Below are 21435 nucleotides of genomic sequence, written 5' to 3'. Positions count from 1 at the left end.
ACTTACTCAATAGCCTGGATTTCTTCAATTAATTTTTTCATTTCAGGATCCTGTGAAAATTCCTCATACATGGGCTCCACTTTTTCCCTGAAAAGTTCTTTATCTGGATATATCACCTTAACTCCTGCTTTCTGAATCTCTTCCATGGCTTCTAATTCTGCTTCTCTCCAGATGGTTTTTTGATATTCTGAAGATTCCATAGCTGCCTCTTTTAACCATTTTTGCTGTTGCGGGTTAAGGTCATTCCACACCAGGGTACTTATTAAAAGTTCATCGGGAAGGGCAGTGTGTTCGTCTACCACAAAGAATTTTGTCACCTCATAATGGCGGGAAAGGTAAAAACTTGGTAAATTGTTTTCGGCTCCATCTACGATCCCTTGTTGTAAAGCAGTATAAAGTTCTCCCCAGGCAATAGGGGTTGGGGAACCTCCTAAATTCTTTACCATATTAATGGCTGTATTGCTTTCCATTACCCGTAATTTTAAACCTTTAAGATCTTCAGGTTTTTCCACAGGGGTTTTACTGTAAAAACTTCTGCTTCCTGCATCGTAAAAAGTAAGTCCTTTTAGCCGTTTATCTATGCTCTTGTTAAGGAACTCTTCTCCTATCTCCCCTTCCAGGACTTCAAATCTATGCTCCCTGTCCCGGAACAGAAATGGAAGACCAAAAAGCTGCAGGCTGGGAACAAAATTTTCAAGAACCCCGGTAGAGACCTTTGTCATTCCAAGACTTCCTATTTGTAAAAGCTCCAGGGTTTCTCTTTCTGAACCCAATTGCTGGTTTGGATATATATCTATGCTCATGGTGCCTCCCGACTTTTCATAAAGACGTTCGGACATATAGACCATGGCTTTATGAACAGGATGAGAAGTGTCCAGACCGTGACCCAGCTTTATTTCCTTTACTTCGTTTTGCTCTGCGCAACCTATTCCCAATGAAAGTAGAATTAGCAGTAAACCAACACGATTTATATTTTTAGTTCTAAGGATATTCATTTTTTTATTAATAATAATTAACCGGCTTTTGGTGACTCTTTTGTGCCGGTTGATGAAAGTGTTATCTCTTTATTCTTCCATCGGTTTTTCCGTTTGCCACCTCCAGCACTTCCTCAACACTTACCAGGTTCACATCGCCAACATGGGTATGTTTTAAAGCACAGGCTGCATTGGCATAGTCGAGGGCTTGCTTGTCATCAAAATGTTGTAACCCGTATAACACTCCAGCCGCAAAAGCATCGCCTGTACCTATTCTATCTACTACGTTTGTTATTTCAAGTTCATTCGTAGTAAGAAATTCTTCTCCATTCCATGCTCTCCCATAAATTTTTTGCCACGAAGCATTCACGCTGGTTCGAACTTTGTCAAAAATTTTCTGAATTTTGGGAAACTCGGCTATTAAAGCACGACTGGCTGCCATAAAACCTTTTTCATCTGTAGAAAAATCGGTTTTCAGGATTTCATTGATCTCGTTAACACCTCCTATGAAAATTGTGGAAAGGGAAATCAATTCTTTCAGGACCTCATGACTGCTCCTGCCATATTTCCAGAGATTACTCCTGTAGGCAGGATCTGCTGTAACTATGACACCTTTGCGGAGCGCCACTTCCAGCCCCGATTTTAATGTTTGATATGCTCCTTCTGAAACACCCGGTGAAATCCCGCTCCAGTGCATGAACTGGCAATTCTCCAGCACCTTTTCCCAATCTACCTGACCTGGGGTAATATTAGCGAAGCAACTATTCACCCGATTATAGGCTACCTGGCTGGAGCGCATGGCAGATCCAACTTCAAGAAAGTATAAACCTAAAGGGTAGTTAACCTTTTGAACCGCGCCTATACCAATGCCATATTTCCGAAGCGTAGATAATGCCGCCTCCCCAACTATATCGTTTGAGATATTGGTCACATGTTGAACTTCTATGCCCATATGAGCAAGAGATGCTGCAACATTCATTTCGGTGCCACCAAAGAAAAAATCCATCTGAGTTGCCTGTAAAAGCTTCCGGTTATCTGATGGTGATAAACGCATTAAAACCTCACCAAAGGTGACAATCTTTTTTGTTCCTGAAGCTTTTTCGTGCATGGGCAATTAGTAAAAAGCTACAGATAGAATTACCTGTAGCTTTTTGTTTCAAATTTATTTTTTAAGTCTCTTGATAAGGTCAAGGGTTTCCTGAACAGTCTTTTTAAGAGCGTCATAATCCTTATTGGCAATAAGCTCTTTTGAGATAAGTTTTGACCCCATCCCTACGCAGGTCACTCCTGCATCAAACCAGCCTTTAAGGTTTTCTTCTGTTGGTGAAACCCCGCCAGTAGGCATAATACTTGTCCATGGTTGAGGACCTTTGATTCCTTTTACAAAAGTAGGCCCATAGGTTCCTCCCGGAAACAGCTTTACGATTTCACAACCGAGTTCTTCTGCACGGGTAATTTCGGTAAGAGAGCCGCAGCCTGGAGACCAAAGCACTTTGCGGCGGTTACAAACCACTGCGATATCCTCCCGTAAAACAGGAGTCACAATAAAGTTCGCTCCCAATTGCATGTAAAGTGATGCCGCAGCAGCATCGGTCACCGAACCTACACCCATGATCATTCCGGGAAGTTCTTTAATTGCGTATTTATTAAGTTCTCCAAATACTTCAAAAGCAAAATCTCCGCGACTGGTAAATTCCATCAGACGACCCCCTCCGTCGTAACAGGCTTTTAGTATTTTTTTTCCAAGTTCTACATCAGAATGAAAAAATAAGGGAACCATTCCCTGGTCTTTCATTACTGACGCTACTTCTATTCTTGAATATTGAGCCATATTTTTAAAATTTATCGGGCTACACGACCGGAAGCGTCACCGCCCATTAATTTCTTAACTTCATCTATAGTCACCAGGTTCGCATCACCTTTAATGGTATGTTTTAATGCCGATGCAGCCACAGCAAAGTTCAATGCATTTTGATCATCTTCTGGATACGTTAATAATCCATAGATCAATCCGGCCATAAAGGAATCTCCTCCTCCTACCCGATCTACAATATGGGTGATGTTATATTCGGGAGATTTAAACATGGTTTCTCCATCATAAAGAACTCCGGCCCATGTGTTATGAGAAGCAGAAAGGGATCCTCTTAAAGTAGTGATCACCTTTTTGGCATTGGGAAATTTCTCCATCATTTGCTGACAAACAGAAAGGAAAGCTTCAGCTTTTACATGCTCTCCCTGGGTGGTGATATCAAGACCTTCAGGCTTAATTCCGAAGTGTTTTTCAGCATCTTCTTCATTTCCGAGGATAATATCGCAGTAAGAAGTTAGCTCGGTCATGATCGCTTCCGGCTCAACTCCATATTTCCAAAGTTTTGCTCTGTAGTTAAGATCTGTAGAAATAGTGATCCCTTTGGCGCTTGCAGCTTTTACCGCTTCAAGGCAGGCATCGGCTGCTCCCTGGGAAATAGCTGGGGTAATTCCGGTCCAGTGGAACCAACCTGCGCCGTCAAAAACCTCATCCCAGTCGACCATCCCTTTTTCAATTTGGGACATGGCCGAATGAGCGCGGTCATAAACTACTTTACTCCCACGGCTTACCGCGCCGGTTTCAAGAAAATAAATTCCGAGACGATCGCCTCCAAAAATGATCTTATCTGTACCTACATTTCTTTTGCGCATTTCCATAAGCGCACATTCGCCAATATCATTTTTAGGTAAACGGGTCACGAAATCTACAGGCACGCCATAATTGGCCAGCGATACCGCCACATTTGATTCTCCACCTCCGTAAACTACATCAAAATTATTTGCCTGCGAAAACCGCAAATGTTCCTGCGGGGCAAGACGTAACATTATTTCACCAAAAGTCACTACTTTTTTCATAAAACTCTATTGATTAAATCCATATTCCAGCTGTAGATCCTGTGTGCAACAAGGGCAGCTGCTTTAAAAATTAAAATATTCTTTTGCGTTTTTATAACTGATGTTAGCTATGGTTTGTCCCACTAATTCCATATCATTGGGCAACTCCCCTTTCGCCATTTCTTCACCGAACAAGTTACATAAAACTCTTCGAAAATACTCGTGGCGGGGGAAAGAAAGAAAGCTTCTGGAATCTGTTAACATCCCAATAAACACGCTCACTAGCCCCATATTTGAAAGCGCATCTAATTGATCTATAATCCCTTGTTTTTGATCAAGAAACCACCAGCCAGAACCAAACTGCACCTTCCCTTTTATACTCCCATCGTTGAAATTGCCTATCATACTGGCAAAAACAGCATTATCAGCGGGATTCAGGTTGTATAAAATTGTCTTTGTAAGTTTATCCTTCCCATCAAGATGGTTGAGGAATTGAGAGATCTTCTCGGCCTGGGAGTAATCTCCTATAGAATCCCAACCTGTATCTGGCCCCAGCTTCTCAAGGATACGTTTGTTATTATTTCTAAGGGCTCCCAGGTGAAATTGCTGAACCCAGCCTAGCTCATGGTAAGTTTCTCCCAAAAACAGAAGAATCGACGTCTTATATTTATCGGCTTCTAATTCTGAAATCTCTTCCCCATTTAGCTTTTTTGAGAAGATAGACGCTATTTCAGCATCTGTGAATTCTTCAAAGGAAATAGAATTGAGCCCGTGGTCACACAACCTGCAGCCATTTTCGTGGAAAAATTCAATTCTTTTTCTCAAAACATTCTTTAGATCCTGGTAAGATTTAATCGAAGTTTCTGCCACATTTCCCAATTGATCAACATAATCGTTAAAAGAAGGAGATTCTATTAGAACGGCTTTATCGGGACGGAATGCGGTACTTACTTTTATTCCAAAATCACTATCGGCTAACTGCCGGTGGTAATCAAGAGTATCAAGGGGGTCTTCGGTAGTACAAAGCGCCTCCACTCCCATTTTCTTCAGAAGGCCACGACAGGAATATTCCGGTTGCTGAAGTTTTTTGTTCACCTCCTCATAGATTCTTTCTGCGGAATCTTCGTTTAAAAGCTCATCAATTCCGAAGTATCTCTGAAGCTCAAGATGCGTCCAATGGTAAAGAGGGTTACGCAAAGTATGGGGAACAGTTTTGGCCCAGGCCATGAATTTCTCCTTATCTGATGCATCTCCTGTAATATACTTTTCATCCACGCCCAGGGTTCGCATTGCACGCCACTTGTAGTGATCACCTGCAATCCAAACCTGTGTGATATTATCGAACTGCCTGTCTTCGGCAATCTCCTTTGGTGAAAGGTGATTATGATAATCTATGATAGGCTGTTCTTTCGCGTAGTTGTTATAAAGATCTTTTGCCTGCTCGCTGTAGAGCAAAAAATCGTCTGATATAAATTTTTTGGATTTCATCTTTAACTGTTTATTCAAAATTATGGCGTTAGCGCCCCATCCAGCCGCCATCTACCAAAACTACTGAGCCATTCATGTAATCACTTGCTTTTGATGCAAGGAAAACAACAGGTCCTTTAAAATCTTCGGCGTCACCCCATCTTCCTGCAGGGATCCTGGCGAGAATCGAAGTACTTCTGTCTTCATCCTCGCGTAAAGCTGCCGTATTATCTGTAGCAATATAACCCGGAGCAATAGCATTGATCTGTACTCCTTTTGAAGCCCATTCATTTGAAAAGGCTTTTACGAGTTGCCCAACGGCTCCTTTTGAAGCTGCGTAACCCGGAACCGTGATCCCGCCCTGGAAAGTGAGAAGGGAGGCTGTAAAAATAATTTTCCCACTTCCTCTCGCGATCATTTCTTTCCCGATCTCCCGGGTTAAAATGAACTGAGAATTTTGATTTACCTCGATCACCTTATCCCAATATTCATCGGGATGCTCGGCGGCAGGTTTCCTCATGATTGTTCCGGCGTTATTCACCAGGATGTCTATGGTAGGATTCTCTGCTTTTACTTTTTCAATGAAAGCGTAAAGGCTTTTTCTGTCTGAAAAATCACATTGATAAGCTGAAAATTTTCTTCCTGCAGCCTGTACAGCTTTTTCTATATCTGAACCTTCAGCTTTAAGACTAGTTGAAACTCCAATAATATCTGCTCCTGCTTCAGCAAGGCCCTGGGCCATTGCAAAACCAATTCCGCGGTTACAACCAGTAACTAATGCTGTTTTTCCTGTTAGATCAAATAATTTCATATTACTTCAGGTTATCGGGATCAACTTTATCCATATCTCCATAGTCAAGGTTCTCTCCTGCCATTCCCCAGATAAAAGTATAATTCGAAGTTCCCGCGCCGGCGTGGATAGACCATTCGGGAGACAAAACTGCCTGGTGGTTCTTCATAAAAATATGCCTTGTCTCATCGGGCTGCCCCATGAAGTGACTTATGGTTTGCCCTTCTTCCAGGTCGAAGTAGAAATAAGCTTCCATACGGCGTTCATGCGTATGGGGAGGCATGGTGTTCCATACGTTCCCTTCAACAAGCTCGGTCATCCCCATTTGTAGCTGGCAGGTTTCTACTATACTGTTTACAATAAGTTTGTTCAGAATCCTTTTGTTGGCATATTTCTCATCTCCAAGATGAACTACCTCAGCATCTTCTTTTCCAACTTTTTTAGTAGGATATTCTTTGTGTGCAGGAGCAGAATTCAAATAGAAAATTGGTTGTTCCCCGGAAGACTTCTTAAAAATGACATTTTTGACACCCTTACCAACGTAAAGCGCCTCTTTGTGTGCCAGCTGATATTCTTTTCCGTCTACCTCAACAATTCCGGCTCCTCCTACATTGATCACTCCCAGTTCTCTTCGATCTAAAAAGTTCTCAGATTTTAGGTCATCAATAGTCTCCAGTTTTAAATCTTTACCTACAGGATATGCACCTCCTACAATAAATCTATCGTACATAGAATAAATAAAATTGATCTCGTCATTTTTGAAGAGGTCTGGGATCAAAAAATGCTCCCGTAGTTCCTGGGTAGTATATTTTTTTACATCATTTGGATGATGTGCGTAACGTAATTCTGAATTAGTCATTTCGATTTTTTTTGCTGTTCAACTTCGTTTTATGTTCGGGAACTGTAAGCTAAAGTTCCAGCCCCGGCTGCTGCGGCTTTCGCATTTATGCAATCGATTACACAAATATAGAATTTTTTCGGCGAAAAGGTTTTCCCAATCGTTAAAATCCTACAGAACGGAATAAAAATATTTCCTCTCAAAAATGTCATTTTTGAGACTCTTTTATTTGCTTTTGTTTCTGAAAGTCTACCATCCCCTCGTAGACCAACTGTGCCACAGCCCTGGCTCCTTCGGGTTGAAAATGCGTATTGTCACTGCTGCCTTCAGGATAAGCTTCGTATAAGCCTGGACCAAAGTTCATAAAATATTTAGCCGTGACGTAATCTTTACCTTTTTCAGTAAAATGATCCATAGACCTTTGAGTGAGATCGATAAGATAGACCTTGAGCTCTTCTGCCACTTCAACAGCTGCCGAGTAATACTCCCCATGTACATTTTGGAGCTTGCCGTCTTCCCACGGGTAATTGCGGTTTACGGGAGTCAGAATCACGGGAATTCCCCCTTTTTGACGGGTCTGGTGAACAAACAGGCGCAGGTACTCCTTATAGCCTTCAACAGTTACGTAACGCTTCGGCTTATTTTCAGCGGCATCATTGTGCCCGAATTGCATCAATACTAAATCGCCTTTTTTAAGATCCTCATAAACCGAAGCCCATCTGCCTTCTTCAAAGAATGTACGGGTACTGCGACCTCCACGAGCACGGTCATCAACCACTACAGTATCTGTTTTTAGGATGTGATTTAAATCCTGCAAGTGCTCAGGAGTCATTTTTTCCTGAAACACCTGCCCCCAGCCCGTAAGAGGATACCTGGTTTTCATATAATCTTTACCGGGATCATAGTTGTTGCTATAGTCGGCCATGGTGGAGTCGCCGATGAGGTAAATTTTCACCATCTCTTCCTGTTGGCCGGGCAGCAGAAAAAGCAGTAAGAGTATTAAATAATAAGGTTTTATGATCATTCTATCTAATTATTGAACGGTTGCCGAAATTTCCGGAAACAATTTTTGCTTCCGGATCTTAGTTGCCCCTAACTGAAATCATACCTCTCAAAAATGCCATTTTTAAGAGGTTTATCAGGGGACACTAATCGTTGCATTATTTTTTCTGAAAAACAATTCATTGTCAAAATACCCTTTTTGGGGTTTATACTGAAGCTTATTTTGAAAACCTGAACCAATCGAAATCGGCATAACCGGAATCATTGGTTTTCTGCTCTTTGGTGGCAAAAATGCCGATTTTCGCACCTACCCATTTTCCTTCTCTTGCGGAGAAATCTTCATCTATCTCAATGTATTTTTTTCCGTCTTCACTATAACTGAAAGTACACTGCGCCTTTTTATCCACTTCAACTCTCAGAAAGGCCGTGTTGGCAGAAAGCTTTTTTAGCTGTTCCTTTTGCTCTAGATTACCTTCATCGGCCTTTTCAGCTTCAGCATAAACAACATAGATTCCGTCTTTTCTACTTTCCAAAGCCACATAGGCATAAGATCTTCCCATCACGATTAGCCCTGCTTTTTCATTTTCAAGGTTCTTATTTGGATTAAAGGTTAGTTTGGTAGTGGAAGTAAATTCTTCAGCCGGAAATTTTTGCAACAACAGGCCCGGGGAATCCCACAGGTTTTTTGCAGCCTCAGGAAGTAATTGCGTATAAAAGCGTAACTGATCTTTTGCAGGATTGGCAAAGGCCCAGGTCGCGTTAGGATTTGCCTGCCACTGCCATTGAAGACCTATATCATTTCCACTAAATTCATCTGAATCTTTGGGAGTTTGAATAGGATAAATCTTACCCACATTGGGTTTCCTGAAAGACATTACAGGTTCTCCTGTACCGTCTCCGTCTTTATCCTCTCCCATTGTAGGCCAGCCATTCTTCCAGGTCATAGGCTGTAGGTGGACTATACGACCGTAGGCTTCTTTATCCTGAAAATGGATAAACCAGTCCTCGCCGTTCTCCAGCTCGACCCATGCTCCCTGGTGAGGCCCGTTGATATCGGTATTTCCCTGAGCCAAAGAAACATGCTCCTCGTAAGGACCGTAAGGGTTTTTAGACCGCAGAATCAACTGCCATCCTGTAGAAACTCCTCCGGCAGGTGCAAAAATGTAGTAATAGCCGTCCTTTTTGTAAAACTTGGTTCCTTCGACTGTAGGATGATCTTCATGCCCATCAAAAACGATCTTTCCGGCGCCGGTAGTTTTTGTTCCTTCCCAATTCAGTGGTTTGACCACGAGAATACTCTTTATTCCGGCACGGCTGCCCGCAAAGGCATGCGATAAATAGGCTTTTCCATCTTCGTCCCAAAGTGGTGCAGGATCAATAAGCCCTTTACCTGCTTCCACAAGAACAGGTTCTTCCCATTCCCCCGCAGGATCTTTGGTTTTAACCATGTAAATGCCGAAGTCGGGATCTCCCCAGTAGATGTAATATTCCCCTTCATGATATCGAAAAGCCGGCGCCCACACACCATTTCCATGCTGGGGCTTGCTAAAATGTTCGTCGGGCACCTGGCGATCCAAAGCATGGCCAATAAGTTTCCAGTTCACCAGATCTTTAGAATGTAGAATTGGCAAGGCCGGTGCCGAATTGAAAGACGAGGATGTCATATAAAAATCGCTGCCCACTCTCACTACATCGGGATCGGAATAATCTGCATGCAGAATGGGATTTTTATAAGTACCATCTCCCTGATCGGCTACCCATACATCTGACTTAAAATTTTCGCTGTTTTGAGCATTCATAGTTATCCCTCCAAAAACTAAAAGAACCAAAACTGCTGCTAAATTTTTAAGTCTTTTCATGTTATTCTAATTGTCCGGATTCCTCAAGATTGTTTAAATGCTCATCAATTTCAGCTAAAAATCCTTCTTTTGTGGTGATTCCATTCGGTTCCTGCTCCCAGGCTGCAAGGAAATAATAAGTTACAGGTTCTGCGGTTTCATTGAAGATTACGAGGTGATCATGCGGACCTTCTTTGACTTCTTTTACATCAGCTTTCTTATAGAATAGCGCCATCCCCAGTTTATCCTGATCATTCACAAGCGTCTGGTTTCCATAGGTAGCGATGTATGTCCACTCTCCTCCTTCACCTTGCTTCTGAAGCAGTTCAATATTTTCAAATTTTACGATTCCTGTAGTTAAGCCTTCCAGAGGTTCAGAAAGATCTAAAGTTGCTTTTGTATATCTTCCTTCAGGAAAAATAGTGAGGGTGGTAGTAAGATCCACCGTATCTGTTCCGGTTGCCCAATCTGAATATTCGATCTTAACTTCTGAAGAACCTTCAGTATTAGAAACCTGCGCATGAGTGTTACCTACGTTTCTGAAGTGTGCTACAGTATCATTCATAAAGCGGCCGTAGCTCCCAATTCCCAGAGATTTCCCGGCTTTTAGGATATCCATCCCCCAGGCAGCTTCTTCGTGGTAAGAATCGAAACCGTCCTGACCCACTTGTGGCAGCACCATAGTGTCAGTTTTCTTTCCGAAGATATCTATAGCGTTTCTCCAGTCCAGATATAATCTATATCCCACTTGTGCATTCTCCCAGCCCGGACCTTCATACCTAATGTAGTAAGAGTGATCTGTATGTTCCGGGGGAAGGGTAAGTTCCTGCACATTTTCGAAAGTGCCGCCCCTGTATTCTCGACCTTCCCATTGTCCGTCCTTTTTCACCGAGATCTCGGCATAAGTTTGAGGCTGAGAAGTTTTGGTGTCTTCAGGGATTAAACGCTGCTTCTTGTCATCCTTGTTTTTGCAGGCTGTTGCTGCAATAATGAGTGAAAGGATTAAATATTTTGTTAGTGACTTCATATTAGTATTCTTCATGATTATTGTTCAAGGTCTTCATATTGAAGTGAGGCAAGAATAAATGGCCCCACTCCTTTTGGATCGTTGTCTCTAATGATTTCATTGATGTAGTATTCGTAAGAACCATCGCGGTAGGGATCGCCCCCGAGACCTGCAACCCCGTTGACATCTGTAAGGCTGATGGTACCGTCTTCATTTTCTTCAATGAACTGCTCCAGAATTCCTTCATAGGCTTTAACTCCTGCTTCACGGAACTTGGGGTCAAGATATCCCTCGTCCACTCCTTTAAGCAGGAAATAGGCGAACATACTGGATGCTGAAGCTTCCAGGTAATTTCCTTCCCTTTCCCCCTGATCTACTACCTGATACCAAACCCCGGTTTCATCCTGATAACGAACGATACCTTCGGCCAGTTTTTGAGCGATATCCACAATTTCATCTCTTTTGGGATGGTCCTGCGGAAGAAAATCAAGTACATCAACTACAGCCATAGCAAACCAGCCTATACTTCTTCCCCAGTAATTTGAGGAAAGCCCGGTTTCAGGATCTGCCCAGCGTTGTTCTTTACTTTCATCCCAGGCATGGTGGAAAAGTCCAGAATCTTCACTGTAATGGTATTTGTTTACCAGTGCAAACTGGTTGGCGACATCATCAAATAATTCCGGCTCATTAAACTCCGCAGCGTAGCGGACAAGAAATGGAGAACCCATGTAAAGGCCATCCAGCCACATTTGATAAGGATAGATCTTTTTGTGCCAGAAGCCACCTTCAGAAGTACGTGGGTGTTCTCTCATCTGCTCCCTCAACATTTCCACAGCTTTGTGATATTTCTCGTCACCTGTTTCTTTATAAAGACCAATAAGGAACCTGCCTCCCTGTACCCGGTCAATATTATAATCTGACTGTTTGTAGGTTTTGATCTCGCCCTCCTCATTCACCATAAATTCAGCAAAATTCTTGATATAATTGAGATACTTTTCGTCGCCAGTAACCTTATAAAGCTTTTCCATTGAAGTCATGATAAGCCCGTGAGTGTATTCCCATTTTGGCTTTTCATTGAAATCAAGTGTCCAGCCTTCAGGATTTCTCTTAATTTCTGAATCGGCCATCCAGGTGGAATATTTATGTTCCTCTTTTACTGGGGTTGCTTCTGTAGCGGCAGTTTCTTCTTCAGTTCCCTTACAAGAGGTGAATGCAATAAACAGAAGGAGTAAATAAATGCTCGATTTTAGGGATTTGATCATTTTTCTATGGAATTTAAAAGTTTAAAACTTCTGAAGGGTTCCAGGCGTCTGTCCCTCCAAAAATGTGTTCTACAGTGTATTTTTTTGATAATTCTGAGGTAAGTAGTACCGCCCATTCAACTCTTTCTGAAGGTGCCCATCCCGGACCTGAATTGTTGTATTCTGCATAAAGAACCGTTTCTTCGGCATGTGGCTTATTCCAGTTATGCCAGCCTTCTTTTTTAATATGCTCACCCATCTTTGTGTTTATAAAAACTGTCTGAGCAAAAGGTCTCCAGGGCCGTCCCAGGTAAACAGTTCCTTTTGGTGCATCACCGGTGAGCGTGCAATTCAGAAAAACAAAACCATACTTCGCACCCTTTTCAGTTGAAGCCGCAGTGATGTAATGGCCGCCTTCTTTGGAGTAGATCTCGCAATTCTCAAACACTGCGGTAGACCACCCAAAAATGAAATCTGTCGTACCTTCAATATAGCAGTCGCGGTAGTATTGCCTACTGTTCCTGCCGTGCGGATAAAGTGTATCCTGGAAACCTAAAAATTTACAGTTGTCAAAAATGGCTTTATCAGCATCCACTCTTACTACCACAGCCTGTCCTTTAGGTCCGGCGCTGTTTTTAAAGGTGATATTGGTAGCGTGAAAACCATCTCCAAAGACAAAGAAGGAAGTGGAACCGGTAGTTCCTACTTCCTCTCCAAAAACATTAAGCTTTTGCGCAAAATCATCGTAAGTAAGTATGGTGGAAACTTTGTCTTCTCCTATAAAAGTGACGTTAGTTTTTGAAGCAGGAAGTACTAACTTCTCTTTATAAACCCCTGATTTAATAAAAATTCTTGTCCGTGCTTTTCTAAAATCGGGCACCGCATTTATTGCTTGCTGCACAGTCTTAAAATCCCCGGAATCATCGGCTGAAACTATAAAATCATAAGTAGCGGAATTAACGGCTGCAGTTTCGGTTTCTTTATCAACAAGTTCATTTAAATAAACTTCGAGGTTTGTATAGCCGTTATCGAGATCATGCCCATTGGCATTTTCTTTAGTAGCGTCAATACCCTTGGCTTTTTCCCAGGCATCGGGCATTCCATCTTCATCTGTATCTTTGGGTGCTGTTCCACTTCTTAATTTTGGCCAGCCGCCCACCTGTTCCTGTGAGTCAATGATTCCGTTGCCGTAGGTGGCTTTTCCGCTTCTGGTTTCGTTGATAATCCTGATATCAACCGCATCTCTTTTTAAACTGGCACCTGCCTTTTTCATCACCAGGTCAAAGGCTGTACGTGCGTTTTGGGTGTCAACATTATTATTATAATCAAAAGGATCATTGACACGTGCTGCTTCAGGATCATCTCCCTGCACTCCGCCATTCCAGTTGTTCTCTGTCACCTTTTCTGAACCTTCAACATAATTTCCATTTACATAGAACTTTCCGTAGGGATCATACGGCTCTACGATCCTCTCCTCATCTTCGGTAGCCGGACCCGGTTTGAAATAGTTATTTACAATATTATAACGGCCGTTTTCACCGCCGTAAATGCTGTTATCTTCCCAGTTGTAGATCACATTATTTCTGAAGTCCACAAATTCCCCATCAAGATTTTCAGTAGTTTTTGAGCCACTGAAACGAGGGTTTCTGCTGTGGTTGCTGGCAATTAAATTATGATGAAAAGAGACATTTTCGCCACCCCAGATTCCGCCGTAACCGTGATCTCCTTTGGAATGCACAGAACTGTTAAGCGCTTCAGAAATGATACACCACTGCATCGTAAAGTCCTTATTCTGGTAGAAAGAGGCATTTTCATCTGTGGCCCAGCTTACAGAACAGTGGTCTAAAATGACATTTTTGACACCCCGTCCTTTAAAGGAATCATCGGCAATGCCTTGTTTGTCGCCCATCCTAAAGCGCATGTATCTAATGATGACATTATCATCTTTTACTGCCACAGGATAGCCCTTAATGGTAATGCCATCTCCCGGCGCAGTCTGCCCGGCAATGGTAAGATTGCCTTTGTTGATATCTAATGGCCTTTCGAGTTCTATAGTGCCTGAAACTGCGAAAACAATAGTACGAGGACCATCCTTTAAAATGCCTTTTCTAAGACTTCCTTCTCCATCATCATTTAGGTTTGTAACGGTGTAAACAATGCCGCCCCGGCCACCGGTTGCATACCTTCCAAAGCCCTCTGCTGAAGGAAAAGCCAGTTGCTGTGCCTGTAAGGGCAAGCCTACCAGTATAGCTGCAATTAAAAATTTTATTTTCTCCAGGCAATTGCGCATATTTTTTATTTTTTTCTCTTTAAAAGTTTTCTAATAATATTGGATCTTAAAGGCTTTCGTTCCGTCTTCAAGACTCCTTCTACCATAAATTTAATTAGGCAAAATCAACCGGATTATAAAAACCCGGTTAATAGTGCCTAGTAGAGTAGATTTCTAAACTTATGTTTTTAAATAAATATTCTTTTTCTAATCATTAGAATTATTTAGAATTCAAAAGCTCCAAGATCTGGTGCAGCACCATTGTAAGGTAAGCCTACATCCACTCCTGCGTCAATCAAATCACTGTCTGATTCTAAATGGAAAAAACTAACGTCGGGGAGGCTACCGTCAGGCTTCCTGGGACCTGTTAATTCAGAATAATCTATACTCACAAAATCATTTACAGAAGATTCAACTCCCTCCATCCAACTGTTATTGGTCACATCAAGAGTAGTCGCATTGATGCTGCCGACTTCCCCAAGAACATTACTATTCTTAATTGTTAACTTTTCAAGTGGATTTGTACTGCCAAAACCATAATTGGTTCCGTTATCATAAGCAGAGCAATTGTAAAGTGTCACCTCTCCTCTATTACTGTTGTGGTCAAAGCCATCATACCTATTTCCTACAGCAATAGACCTTATGTAAATCGCATTATGCTTCAAATCTTTGTTATCACTACCACCCGTTTTAAAGCCGTTTCCGTCACCACCGCTTACAGAACCATCTTTGAGATATCCATTTTGGATTGACCAGCAATCTTCATGAATAGTAGTGACATTATCTGCATTTCTTAAATAACCGTCCCAACCATCATCAAGGTTTTGCCACGCCCTACATCCCACGAATTTATTACCGGTACCTACATCTAATTTGCTGGCAAATCCGTCCGCATTTTCTAGTGTAGAATCTGCATTGAAGAAAGAGTCACAATTAAGTATAGTATTGTTCGCAGCACCACTGTTCAACTGAAGCCCTGTATCTGCACATTCAGAAAAAGTACAGAACTCAACAAGGTTGTTGCTTCCTGTTATCTGCATTCCATTGTCTCCTGCCTTAGTAACATCAATGCCTTTGATGTGCCAGTAATTTGCCTTCAACTCTATACCTCTATTGGAAGAATTTTCAGCCATTGAAGAAAAATCGAATTTTGGCCTGGTGTCATCACCGGGATGAGCCAACAATGAGATCATATTACCCGCACTACCACTCGTGTTTATTTCTATGGTAGCATCGAAGGTATAATCACCTCCACGGATGTATATATTTTCACCGGGAATGGCCACTGAAATTGCATCCAGAATTTCCTGTGATGTAGAAACCACTTTACCGTCTATTGAGGAAGTATTATCTCCGGTACGGAATGAGTAGGTGTTACTTAAAGCGCTATTCTTTCCATCTCTGGTTTCAATACGCCAGTAGTAGACAGTATTGGGTTCTACTTCAACATCTATGGTAGAAACTGTAAGTCCTTTCCATTCTTCAGATGGTTCCTGGTTGCCATCAACCTCATCAGCAAATAATGTATAGGTAAGAGGATCTCCATCAATATCTGCGGAAGCAGCTTCCCAGGTTAAAGTAACCTTACCATCAACAGGAGATACCGTTACCCCGGAAGCAGGTGAAACTAATGTAGCCGGAAAAGGTGCATTATTAGATCCTGCCTCACCCGCAACATAAAATTTATGAGGATCTGAACTGGTAGTCTCTTCTCCCGCATTTTTTGCCACCACACTCCATGAATATGGATAACCTCTTTCGAGTCTAACTACAAGTGAGGTCGAGGTAAGGTTAGGTCGCTGTGTTACTTCCTGCGTTACCAGATTGGTAATTAAAAGATCATACCTTTCTGCATCAATAGCTTCATTCCATTCAAAAGCTACTTCGGCCATATTCGCAATAACGTCTCCTACTTCACATTCTGTATTATTTTGCGGCATAACCAGTTCGGCCTTTCCGGGAGGTGTAGCAGAAATTATTTCGGCATCATCATCTTCTGAACAGGAAACTGTTATAGTGCCCAGCAGAATAATGAAGAACATTTTTATACAGGATATATTTTTTATGTTTTTCATAATTTAATCACTTTAATAGTTTGACTTACCGTGGCGGATTTCAATTGAAGGAAATACACACCTTCCCTGTAGTTGGTAAGGTTGAGTGGAAGCAATCTATCTACAGGAATTCCCATTCTTCCTGAGAAGTATTCCTTTCCATTAAGGTCAAGCAGGGAAACATGTATATTGGGATCTAACCCATTGATATAGACCTTAAGATCTCCCCGGGTTGGGTTTGGAAACAGTACAACCTCTTCAGACATTAATACCTCATCATAAAATATTCCCTGACAGCCAGAATCTGTGTAGACAGCAAGTTTATTCGTGCCTGGCTTAAGATCTAAGGTTACTTGAGATTGTGATGTGGTCGTGATATTCCCGTTATGTTCAATTGTGTAAAGATTGGCCCCATCTAATGATAAGGTCACGGTATTAGCCGCATAATCTACCGAAGAATAAGCTTCTAAAGGAGTTGGTCCTTCTACTGTTATTTTAAAACACTGCTCATACCCATCCTGTCCATCAACAGTCATACAGATATCATAACTACCCGCAGCTAAATTTTCAATCTTTGCTGAAAAGTTGTTAGAAGATGAAAGTGTAGCAGAACCTGTACCTGCACCAGATAATGAAACATTATAGGTATAATTTCGATCTTTGGCAGTGATGGATACAAACCCGTCTCCGTTTCCATTACAGCTCACATCATGCACAGCTATGTTGAAATTATCTGATGGCAAATTGAAGACTTCACATCCAAAAACATCAACGATCGCTCCTTCAGTAGAATTAGGACAGCTATCCTCACTATCTACAAGTCCGTCGCCGTCACTATCATCACATACATCTCCAATCCCGTCACCATCAGAATCGGCCTGGTCGGCATTTGGTGTGAATACGCAATTGTCATCCACATCAAGTATCCCATCATTATCAGAATCATCAGTCGCTATTAGGTTTGGTAACGGGTCCCAGCCATCATTCCCTTTAGTGAAATTAAAAGGTTTGATCTCGGTGTCATCATTAAGCACTGGGGAATCGAGTACTGTAGACCACGACACACGATCGTCCATGTGATTTTCTCCGGAAGCTTCGACTGTTCCGTATTCGTACATTTTTTCAGATTCACCTCCAAGGGAGCTTTTCCAGCCTTCTGGTTCGATCAAAGACTTTCCTTCAAAACCTGGATAAGTAGAAACGGCAATATTGGTATTATAGAAAACAACTTCGCTGGTGTGTGCCTGCCATGGCCTTCCAAAAAAGCCAGGTTTGGAACCCTGATTTGAAGCTGTATTTACACCTGGTATTGTTGAAATAATATTAGTTTCGTACATAAGGAACCCTCTTCCTCCGTCTTGTTGCGCAGCAGTAATATAAGCAGCATCACTACTTACATCACTTGTATTAAGAACCAGGTCAGATTTGTAGAAAACAGCGGTCATTCCGCCAAAAATGTAATCTACAGCACCCATCATAGCTCCTTTATAGATCACCACCCTGGAATCAGACCCTCCGTAGAAGGAATCCTGTCTTCCCACGATTCGACATTTGTCAAGAATGATCTTGTCTGAGCCACTCGCAATCCCTATTGCCGCGGCACGTTCAACAAAGCTTCGATCCTGCACGCTGGTATTGCCATAATCGGTAGGACGTTCACCTCTGTTACCGCTAACCATTACCACTACGTCTTCAGATTCTTTTTGAGAGATATACTGGTTGAAGGAATTTTCGATAATTAGATCTTCAGCAATAAAACCGTCTGCTGCAACCACTAAAGTAGCATTCCAGTAAGAACCATTAGTAGTTCCTGAAACGTTATTGTATGGTTGACTTCCATTGGCTTTATTAACCTCCAGCGCATCTTCGCTCCATTTATTATCAGTTCCCTGGCTATAATAGTTGTAACCATAACCATAATAGGAGGTGATACGAACGGCGTTATCTGCAATACCTACACCTTCATTTGTCAATTCAATACTTGGAATGGATGCGGCGTTCTTTAGAGTAATATTATCTTCCTTAATTACTACCATTTCCTCGTAATTTCCTGAATCTATAAGAACCGTTACACGTTCATCATTAGGCCTGGCCATCCTTGAAATTGCAACGAGAGCAGCATTTATGGTTTGATAATCTTTATCTTTTCCTACTGTAATTACTTCAGAATAAGCCACCACATCTATTACCTCAATATTGGTAATATAGGAAGTAGCATTAAATGTGATCTCAGCCATTCCTGCTTCGGTACCCGGATAAGTATAGGTAACATACTCCATTTGTGAAGTACTGCCACTGCTGGTGGTTATTGCATCACCGCCGTCAATGGTAAAGTCGGCAGCATAATAAAAAGTAACCACCATTTTCTGTCCGGGCTGCATGGGAACCGAAATTGTGCCTTCGCTTCCTGCAGACAAATGGCCTTTGGCCTGCTCATTTTTAATATTTCCTGTAAAAATTAGACCCTTATAATATTCTGTTTCAACAGTAATATTTGTATCGTCAAAAGTCCAATTTGAAACACTTTCAAAGTCAAGCGTTTTGGTTACTGCTTCTCCATCCACAGTCAAATAAGAAGTAAGGGAAAGTTCTAGTGGATATGCTTCCAAACCAGATACATTTACCTCATAAACCCCGTCTCTTAGAGCTACAGAATTTATATCTGAGAAAGTATATAAGTAATCTGGTTCATTAATATTTGTAAAGGTTAACGTTAAATCCCCTTTTTGAGCCTCAGTTAATCCATTAGTTTCGATTGTTACATTCTGTAATGGTTTTGGTTTAAAAACAACATCTGTAGTTGTTGCTCCAGTAATTTGAACGGTATTATCGGGGATGTGAAAATCGTTCACTCCATCTGCCTCTATAGTATATTCAATATTTGGTTGCAACTGTACAGAATAGGCTTCAGCATCAACATCAAGCATAGGCTGAGGAACATAAATACTATTGGCATCTGGATCTGGAGTAAAAGTAAGAGCCAGATCTGAGATATTTTCTCCCAGACCAATCACCGATCCAGAAACAGTAAAAAGCTCTACTTTTTGGATAGTTATGTCGTAAGATGTAGTGCTTTCAGTTACCTCCAGGCTGCTACCATTGGAAATAATATAACCATTGGCTCCTTCGAGAGATAGATTATATTCATAACCTACCGGTAATTTTACTTGGTAAGTTCCATCTGTTGGTATGACATTCCATTTTTTTCCAGCGCTATTTGTAAAAGTTATAGAATAATCAACAGGAATCCCTGATGCGGATGAAAGATCTACATTCCCATTGAGGCTGGCGTAAATAGCCGGAGTTCTTATAATTCTAAAATAGCTTGGTTTATCGGCCGCGTCATAGATATTGTAGGTTCCGCTGGCTTTTGCAACAAAGTTTACCTCCATGGGTTCACCGCCCACACTTACAACATCGTCCTGTAGGTCTGGATCTGCAACATATTCAAAATGAAGTTGACCAACTCCATCCTGACCAAGAACCCAAAGTGTCACTTCATCATCTTCACTAAGCTCAAGGCTCATGTACCTGTCGCGCGCTCCTCTCGAATTAATATAAACTCTTCCCGTAAATTCCTCAGATGAAACATTTTCATCATATCGGGTAAGGTTGGTATTAGAAGTACGTAACCTGTCGTTTCCGCCGCCTACCCAGCTCAAATCACCTTCAGTAAAATCCGGGAAGACATTGCCTGCAGTTCCCGGAGGAATGGACTCATCATACCACGAATTGATAATATCTTCAGTTAATTTATTATTGTACTGAGACTCGTCAAGTTGTGCTGCCCCAAAATCCCAAACATCTGGTAGACCATTGGATGTACCACTGCCAATTTCCTCTACAGTAATGTTGTAAGTGGAAGTACTTTCATCGACACTTAAAGTTGTACCGTTAGTAATTTCATATCCTTCTGCTCCTTCCAGGGAAATGCTATATTCAAAACCTACAGGTAAATCTACCTGATAAGATCCCCCATCAACTTCAGCACTCCAGGTTTTTCCTGACTCGTTAGTGAAATTTATGATGTAGTTATTGGGAATTCCTGCAGCATCAGTTAGATCTACATTCCCACTAAGTGCAGCATAGGTAACAATTTTACGCGCTATTCTAAAGTAGCTAGGCTTATCTGTATCATCATAGATACGGTAGGTCCCTGCAGCTTTTGCAGTAAAGCTTAATTCAGTAAGTTCATCTCCAACAGCTACGATATCGTTTTGCAAGGTTGGATCTGAAATATATTCAAAATGGATATTTCCGTTACCTTCTTGAGTAAGCGTCCATATAGTTACAACATCATCCTCATTAAGATCTATACTGAAATACCGGTTTGTGGCTCCTGATGAATTTATATAGATCCTTCCCTTAAATTCGTCGTAATCTGAAATATTTTCATCGTAACGGGTCAGATTTGTATTAGAAGTTCGTAATCGGTCACTACCGCCTCCGGTAAAGCTTAGATCACCAACAGTAAAATCTGGTAATTTATTATCTGAGCTTCCTGGCGTAATGGATTCATCGTACCATGAATTGATGATCTCTTCAGTTAACATATTTGAATATTGAGACTCATCAAGTTGTGATGCACCAAAATCCCAAACCTGGGTAAGGCCCTCAGAGGGGATTGATACAGCCTGCTCAGTAACCACCTCTAACCCGGGAAGGTAGGTATCATTACCTGTTCCGGCAACAGTCTTAAAATTTAAAGTTGTAGCAGGCCCAGTATAGGTAAATTCATAGGTATCCTCAAGGTCATTGACTACCTTTGTTGGTACTTCGCCCAAAGATGCTCCTGTAGACACATCTGTACCTATCATGTTAAGACCCGAATGTTTAGAACCTATGAAGCGTATGGTAGCGCTCCCCTCTACAGAAACATTTATTTCCTGATCAATTTTGAGATTGAGCCCATAGGTCTCTGAGTGAAATGTGTAATCTCCTCCCAGGGTTAGTTTACCATCAGGGCTTTGTTTAGCACTTATTATAGTCCCATCGGTAAAATCATAGGTGACTATATTTTGCTCCTGGGAGTACCCAGTAAAAATCCCTATTAAGAGAAAGAGGGATATGAAGTGTAATTGTTTAATCATTCTT

14 protein-coding genes are annotated in these 21435 nt (G+C 41.6%); all 14 read right to left on the bottom strand.

Features of this window, described 5'->3' with window-relative positions; all coding sequences use genetic code 11:
• Positions 1–2: 2 nt before the first annotated feature.
• Positions 3–995 (bottom strand): TRAP transporter substrate-binding protein, encoded by a 993-nt coding sequence (locus tag OQ279_RS08710; RefSeq protein ID WP_266069508.1) that lies wholly within the window; start codon positions 993–995, stop codon positions 3–5.
• Between the two features lie 61 nt (positions 996–1056).
• Positions 1057–2082 carry a sugar kinase gene (locus tag OQ279_RS08705; RefSeq protein ID WP_266069507.1) on the bottom strand — a complete coding sequence of 342 codons (1026 nt, stop codon included), beginning with the start codon at positions 2080–2082 and terminating at the stop codon, positions 1057–1059.
• Between the two features lie 54 nt (positions 2083–2136).
• Complete coding sequence (locus OQ279_RS08700; protein WP_266069506.1) at positions 2137–2805, bottom strand: bifunctional 4-hydroxy-2-oxoglutarate aldolase/2-dehydro-3-deoxy-phosphogluconate aldolase; 669 nt, start codon at positions 2803–2805, stop codon at positions 2137–2139.
• Positions 2806–2816: 11 nt separating this feature from the next.
• Positions 2817–3857, bottom strand: a complete 1041-nt coding sequence (locus OQ279_RS08695; protein ID WP_266069505.1) for a sugar kinase — start codon at positions 3855–3857, stop codon at positions 2817–2819.
• 63 nt (positions 3858–3920) lie between these two features.
• The gene (gene uxaC, locus OQ279_RS08690) at positions 3921–5324 is read right to left on the bottom strand and encodes a glucuronate isomerase (RefSeq protein WP_266069504.1); all 1404 of its coding nucleotides are present in this window, start codon (positions 5322–5324) and stop codon (positions 3921–3923) included.
• 28 nt (positions 5325–5352) lie between these two features.
• Positions 5353–6114 carry an SDR family NAD(P)-dependent oxidoreductase gene (locus OQ279_RS08685; RefSeq protein ID WP_266069503.1) on the bottom strand — a complete coding sequence of 254 codons (762 nt, stop codon included), beginning with the start codon at positions 6112–6114 and terminating at the stop codon, positions 5353–5355.
• Position 6115: 1 nt separating this feature from the next.
• A complete protein-coding gene (gene kduI / locus OQ279_RS08680) occupies positions 6116–6952 on the bottom strand; it encodes a 5-dehydro-4-deoxy-D-glucuronate isomerase (protein WP_266069502.1) in 837 nt (278 codons plus the stop codon).
• A gap of 187 nt (positions 6953–7139) precedes the next feature.
• The gene (locus OQ279_RS08675) at positions 7140–7955 is read right to left on the bottom strand and encodes a rhamnogalacturonan acetylesterase (protein WP_266069501.1); all 816 of its coding nucleotides are present in this window, start codon (positions 7953–7955) and stop codon (positions 7140–7142) included.
• Positions 7956–8151: 196 nt separating this feature from the next.
• Complete coding sequence (locus OQ279_RS08670) at positions 8152–9792, bottom strand: glycoside hydrolase family 43 protein (protein WP_266069500.1); 1641 nt, start codon at positions 9790–9792, stop codon at positions 8152–8154.
• A gap of 1 nt (position 9793) precedes the next feature.
• Positions 9794–10798 carry a DUF4861 family protein gene (locus tag OQ279_RS08665; protein WP_266069499.1) on the bottom strand — a complete coding sequence of 335 codons (1005 nt, stop codon included), beginning with the start codon at positions 10796–10798 and terminating at the stop codon, positions 9794–9796.
• 17 nt (positions 10799–10815) lie between these two features.
• Positions 10816–12039, bottom strand: a complete 1224-nt coding sequence (locus OQ279_RS08660; RefSeq protein WP_266069498.1) for a glycoside hydrolase family 88/105 protein — start codon at positions 12037–12039, stop codon at positions 10816–10818.
• 13 nt (positions 12040–12052) lie between these two features.
• Positions 12053–14308, bottom strand: a complete 2256-nt coding sequence (locus OQ279_RS08655) for a pectinesterase family protein (RefSeq protein ID WP_266069497.1) — start codon at positions 14306–14308, stop codon at positions 12053–12055.
• Positions 14309–14511: 203 nt separating this feature from the next.
• On the bottom strand, positions 14512–16362 hold the full coding sequence (locus OQ279_RS08650; RefSeq protein ID WP_266069496.1) for a right-handed parallel beta-helix repeat-containing protein: 1851 nt from the start codon (positions 16360–16362) through the stop codon (positions 14512–14514).
• Positions 16359–21431 (bottom strand): pectinesterase family protein, encoded by a 5073-nt coding sequence (locus tag OQ279_RS08645; protein ID WP_266069495.1) that lies wholly within the window; start codon positions 21429–21431, stop codon positions 16359–16361. The genes OQ279_RS08650 and OQ279_RS08645 overlap by 4 nt, the downstream gene beginning before the upstream one ends.
• Positions 21432–21435 lie beyond the last annotated feature (4 nt).

Source organism: Salinimicrobium profundisediminis, assembly GCF_026241755.1.
Lineage (GTDB): Bacteria > Bacteroidota > Bacteroidia > Flavobacteriales > Flavobacteriaceae > Salinimicrobium > Salinimicrobium profundisediminis.
The sequence above is the reverse complement of the archived record's forward strand: the minus strand, read 5'-3'. Positions and strand labels throughout refer to the sequence as shown.

Coding starts and splice junctions, on each gene's coding strand:
- OQ279_RS08710 (WP_266069508.1), bottom strand. CDS start 995: ATGAATATCCTTAGAACTAAAAATATAAATCGTGTTGGTTTACTGCTA.
- OQ279_RS08705 (WP_266069507.1), bottom strand. CDS start 2,082: ATGCACGAAAAAGCTTCAGGAACAAAAAAGATTGTCACCTTTGGTGAG.
- OQ279_RS08700 (WP_266069506.1), bottom strand. CDS start 2,805: ATGGCTCAATATTCAAGAATAGAAGTAGCGTCAGTAATGAAAGACCAG.
- OQ279_RS08695 (WP_266069505.1), bottom strand. CDS start 3,857: ATGAAAAAAGTAGTGACTTTTGGTGAAATAATGTTACGTCTTGCCCCG.
- uxaC (WP_266069504.1), bottom strand. CDS start 5,324: ATGAAATCCAAAAAATTTATATCAGACGATTTTTTGCTCTACAGCGAG.
- OQ279_RS08685 (WP_266069503.1), bottom strand. CDS start 6,114: ATGAAATTATTTGATCTAACAGGAAAAACAGCATTAGTTACTGGTTGT.
- kduI (WP_266069502.1), bottom strand. CDS start 6,952: ATGACTAATTCAGAATTACGTTACGCACATCATCCAAATGATGTAAAA.
- OQ279_RS08675 (WP_266069501.1), bottom strand. CDS start 7,955: ATGATCATAAAACCTTATTATTTAATACTCTTACTGCTTTTTCTGCTG.
- OQ279_RS08670 (WP_266069500.1), bottom strand. CDS start 9,792: ATGAAAAGACTTAAAAATTTAGCAGCAGTTTTGGTTCTTTTAGTTTTT.
- OQ279_RS08665 (WP_266069499.1), bottom strand. CDS start 10,798: ATGAAGTCACTAACAAAATATTTAATCCTTTCACTCATTATTGCAGCA.
- OQ279_RS08660 (WP_266069498.1), bottom strand. CDS start 12,039: ATGATCAAATCCCTAAAATCGAGCATTTATTTACTCCTTCTGTTTATT.
- OQ279_RS08655 (WP_266069497.1), bottom strand. CDS start 14,308: ATGCGCAATTGCCTGGAGAAAATAAAATTTTTAATTGCAGCTATACTG.
- OQ279_RS08650 (WP_266069496.1), bottom strand. CDS start 16,362: ATGAAAAACATAAAAAATATATCCTGTATAAAAATGTTCTTCATTATT.
- OQ279_RS08645 (WP_266069495.1), bottom strand. CDS start 21,431: ATGATTAAACAATTACACTTCATATCCCTCTTTCTCTTAATAGGGATT.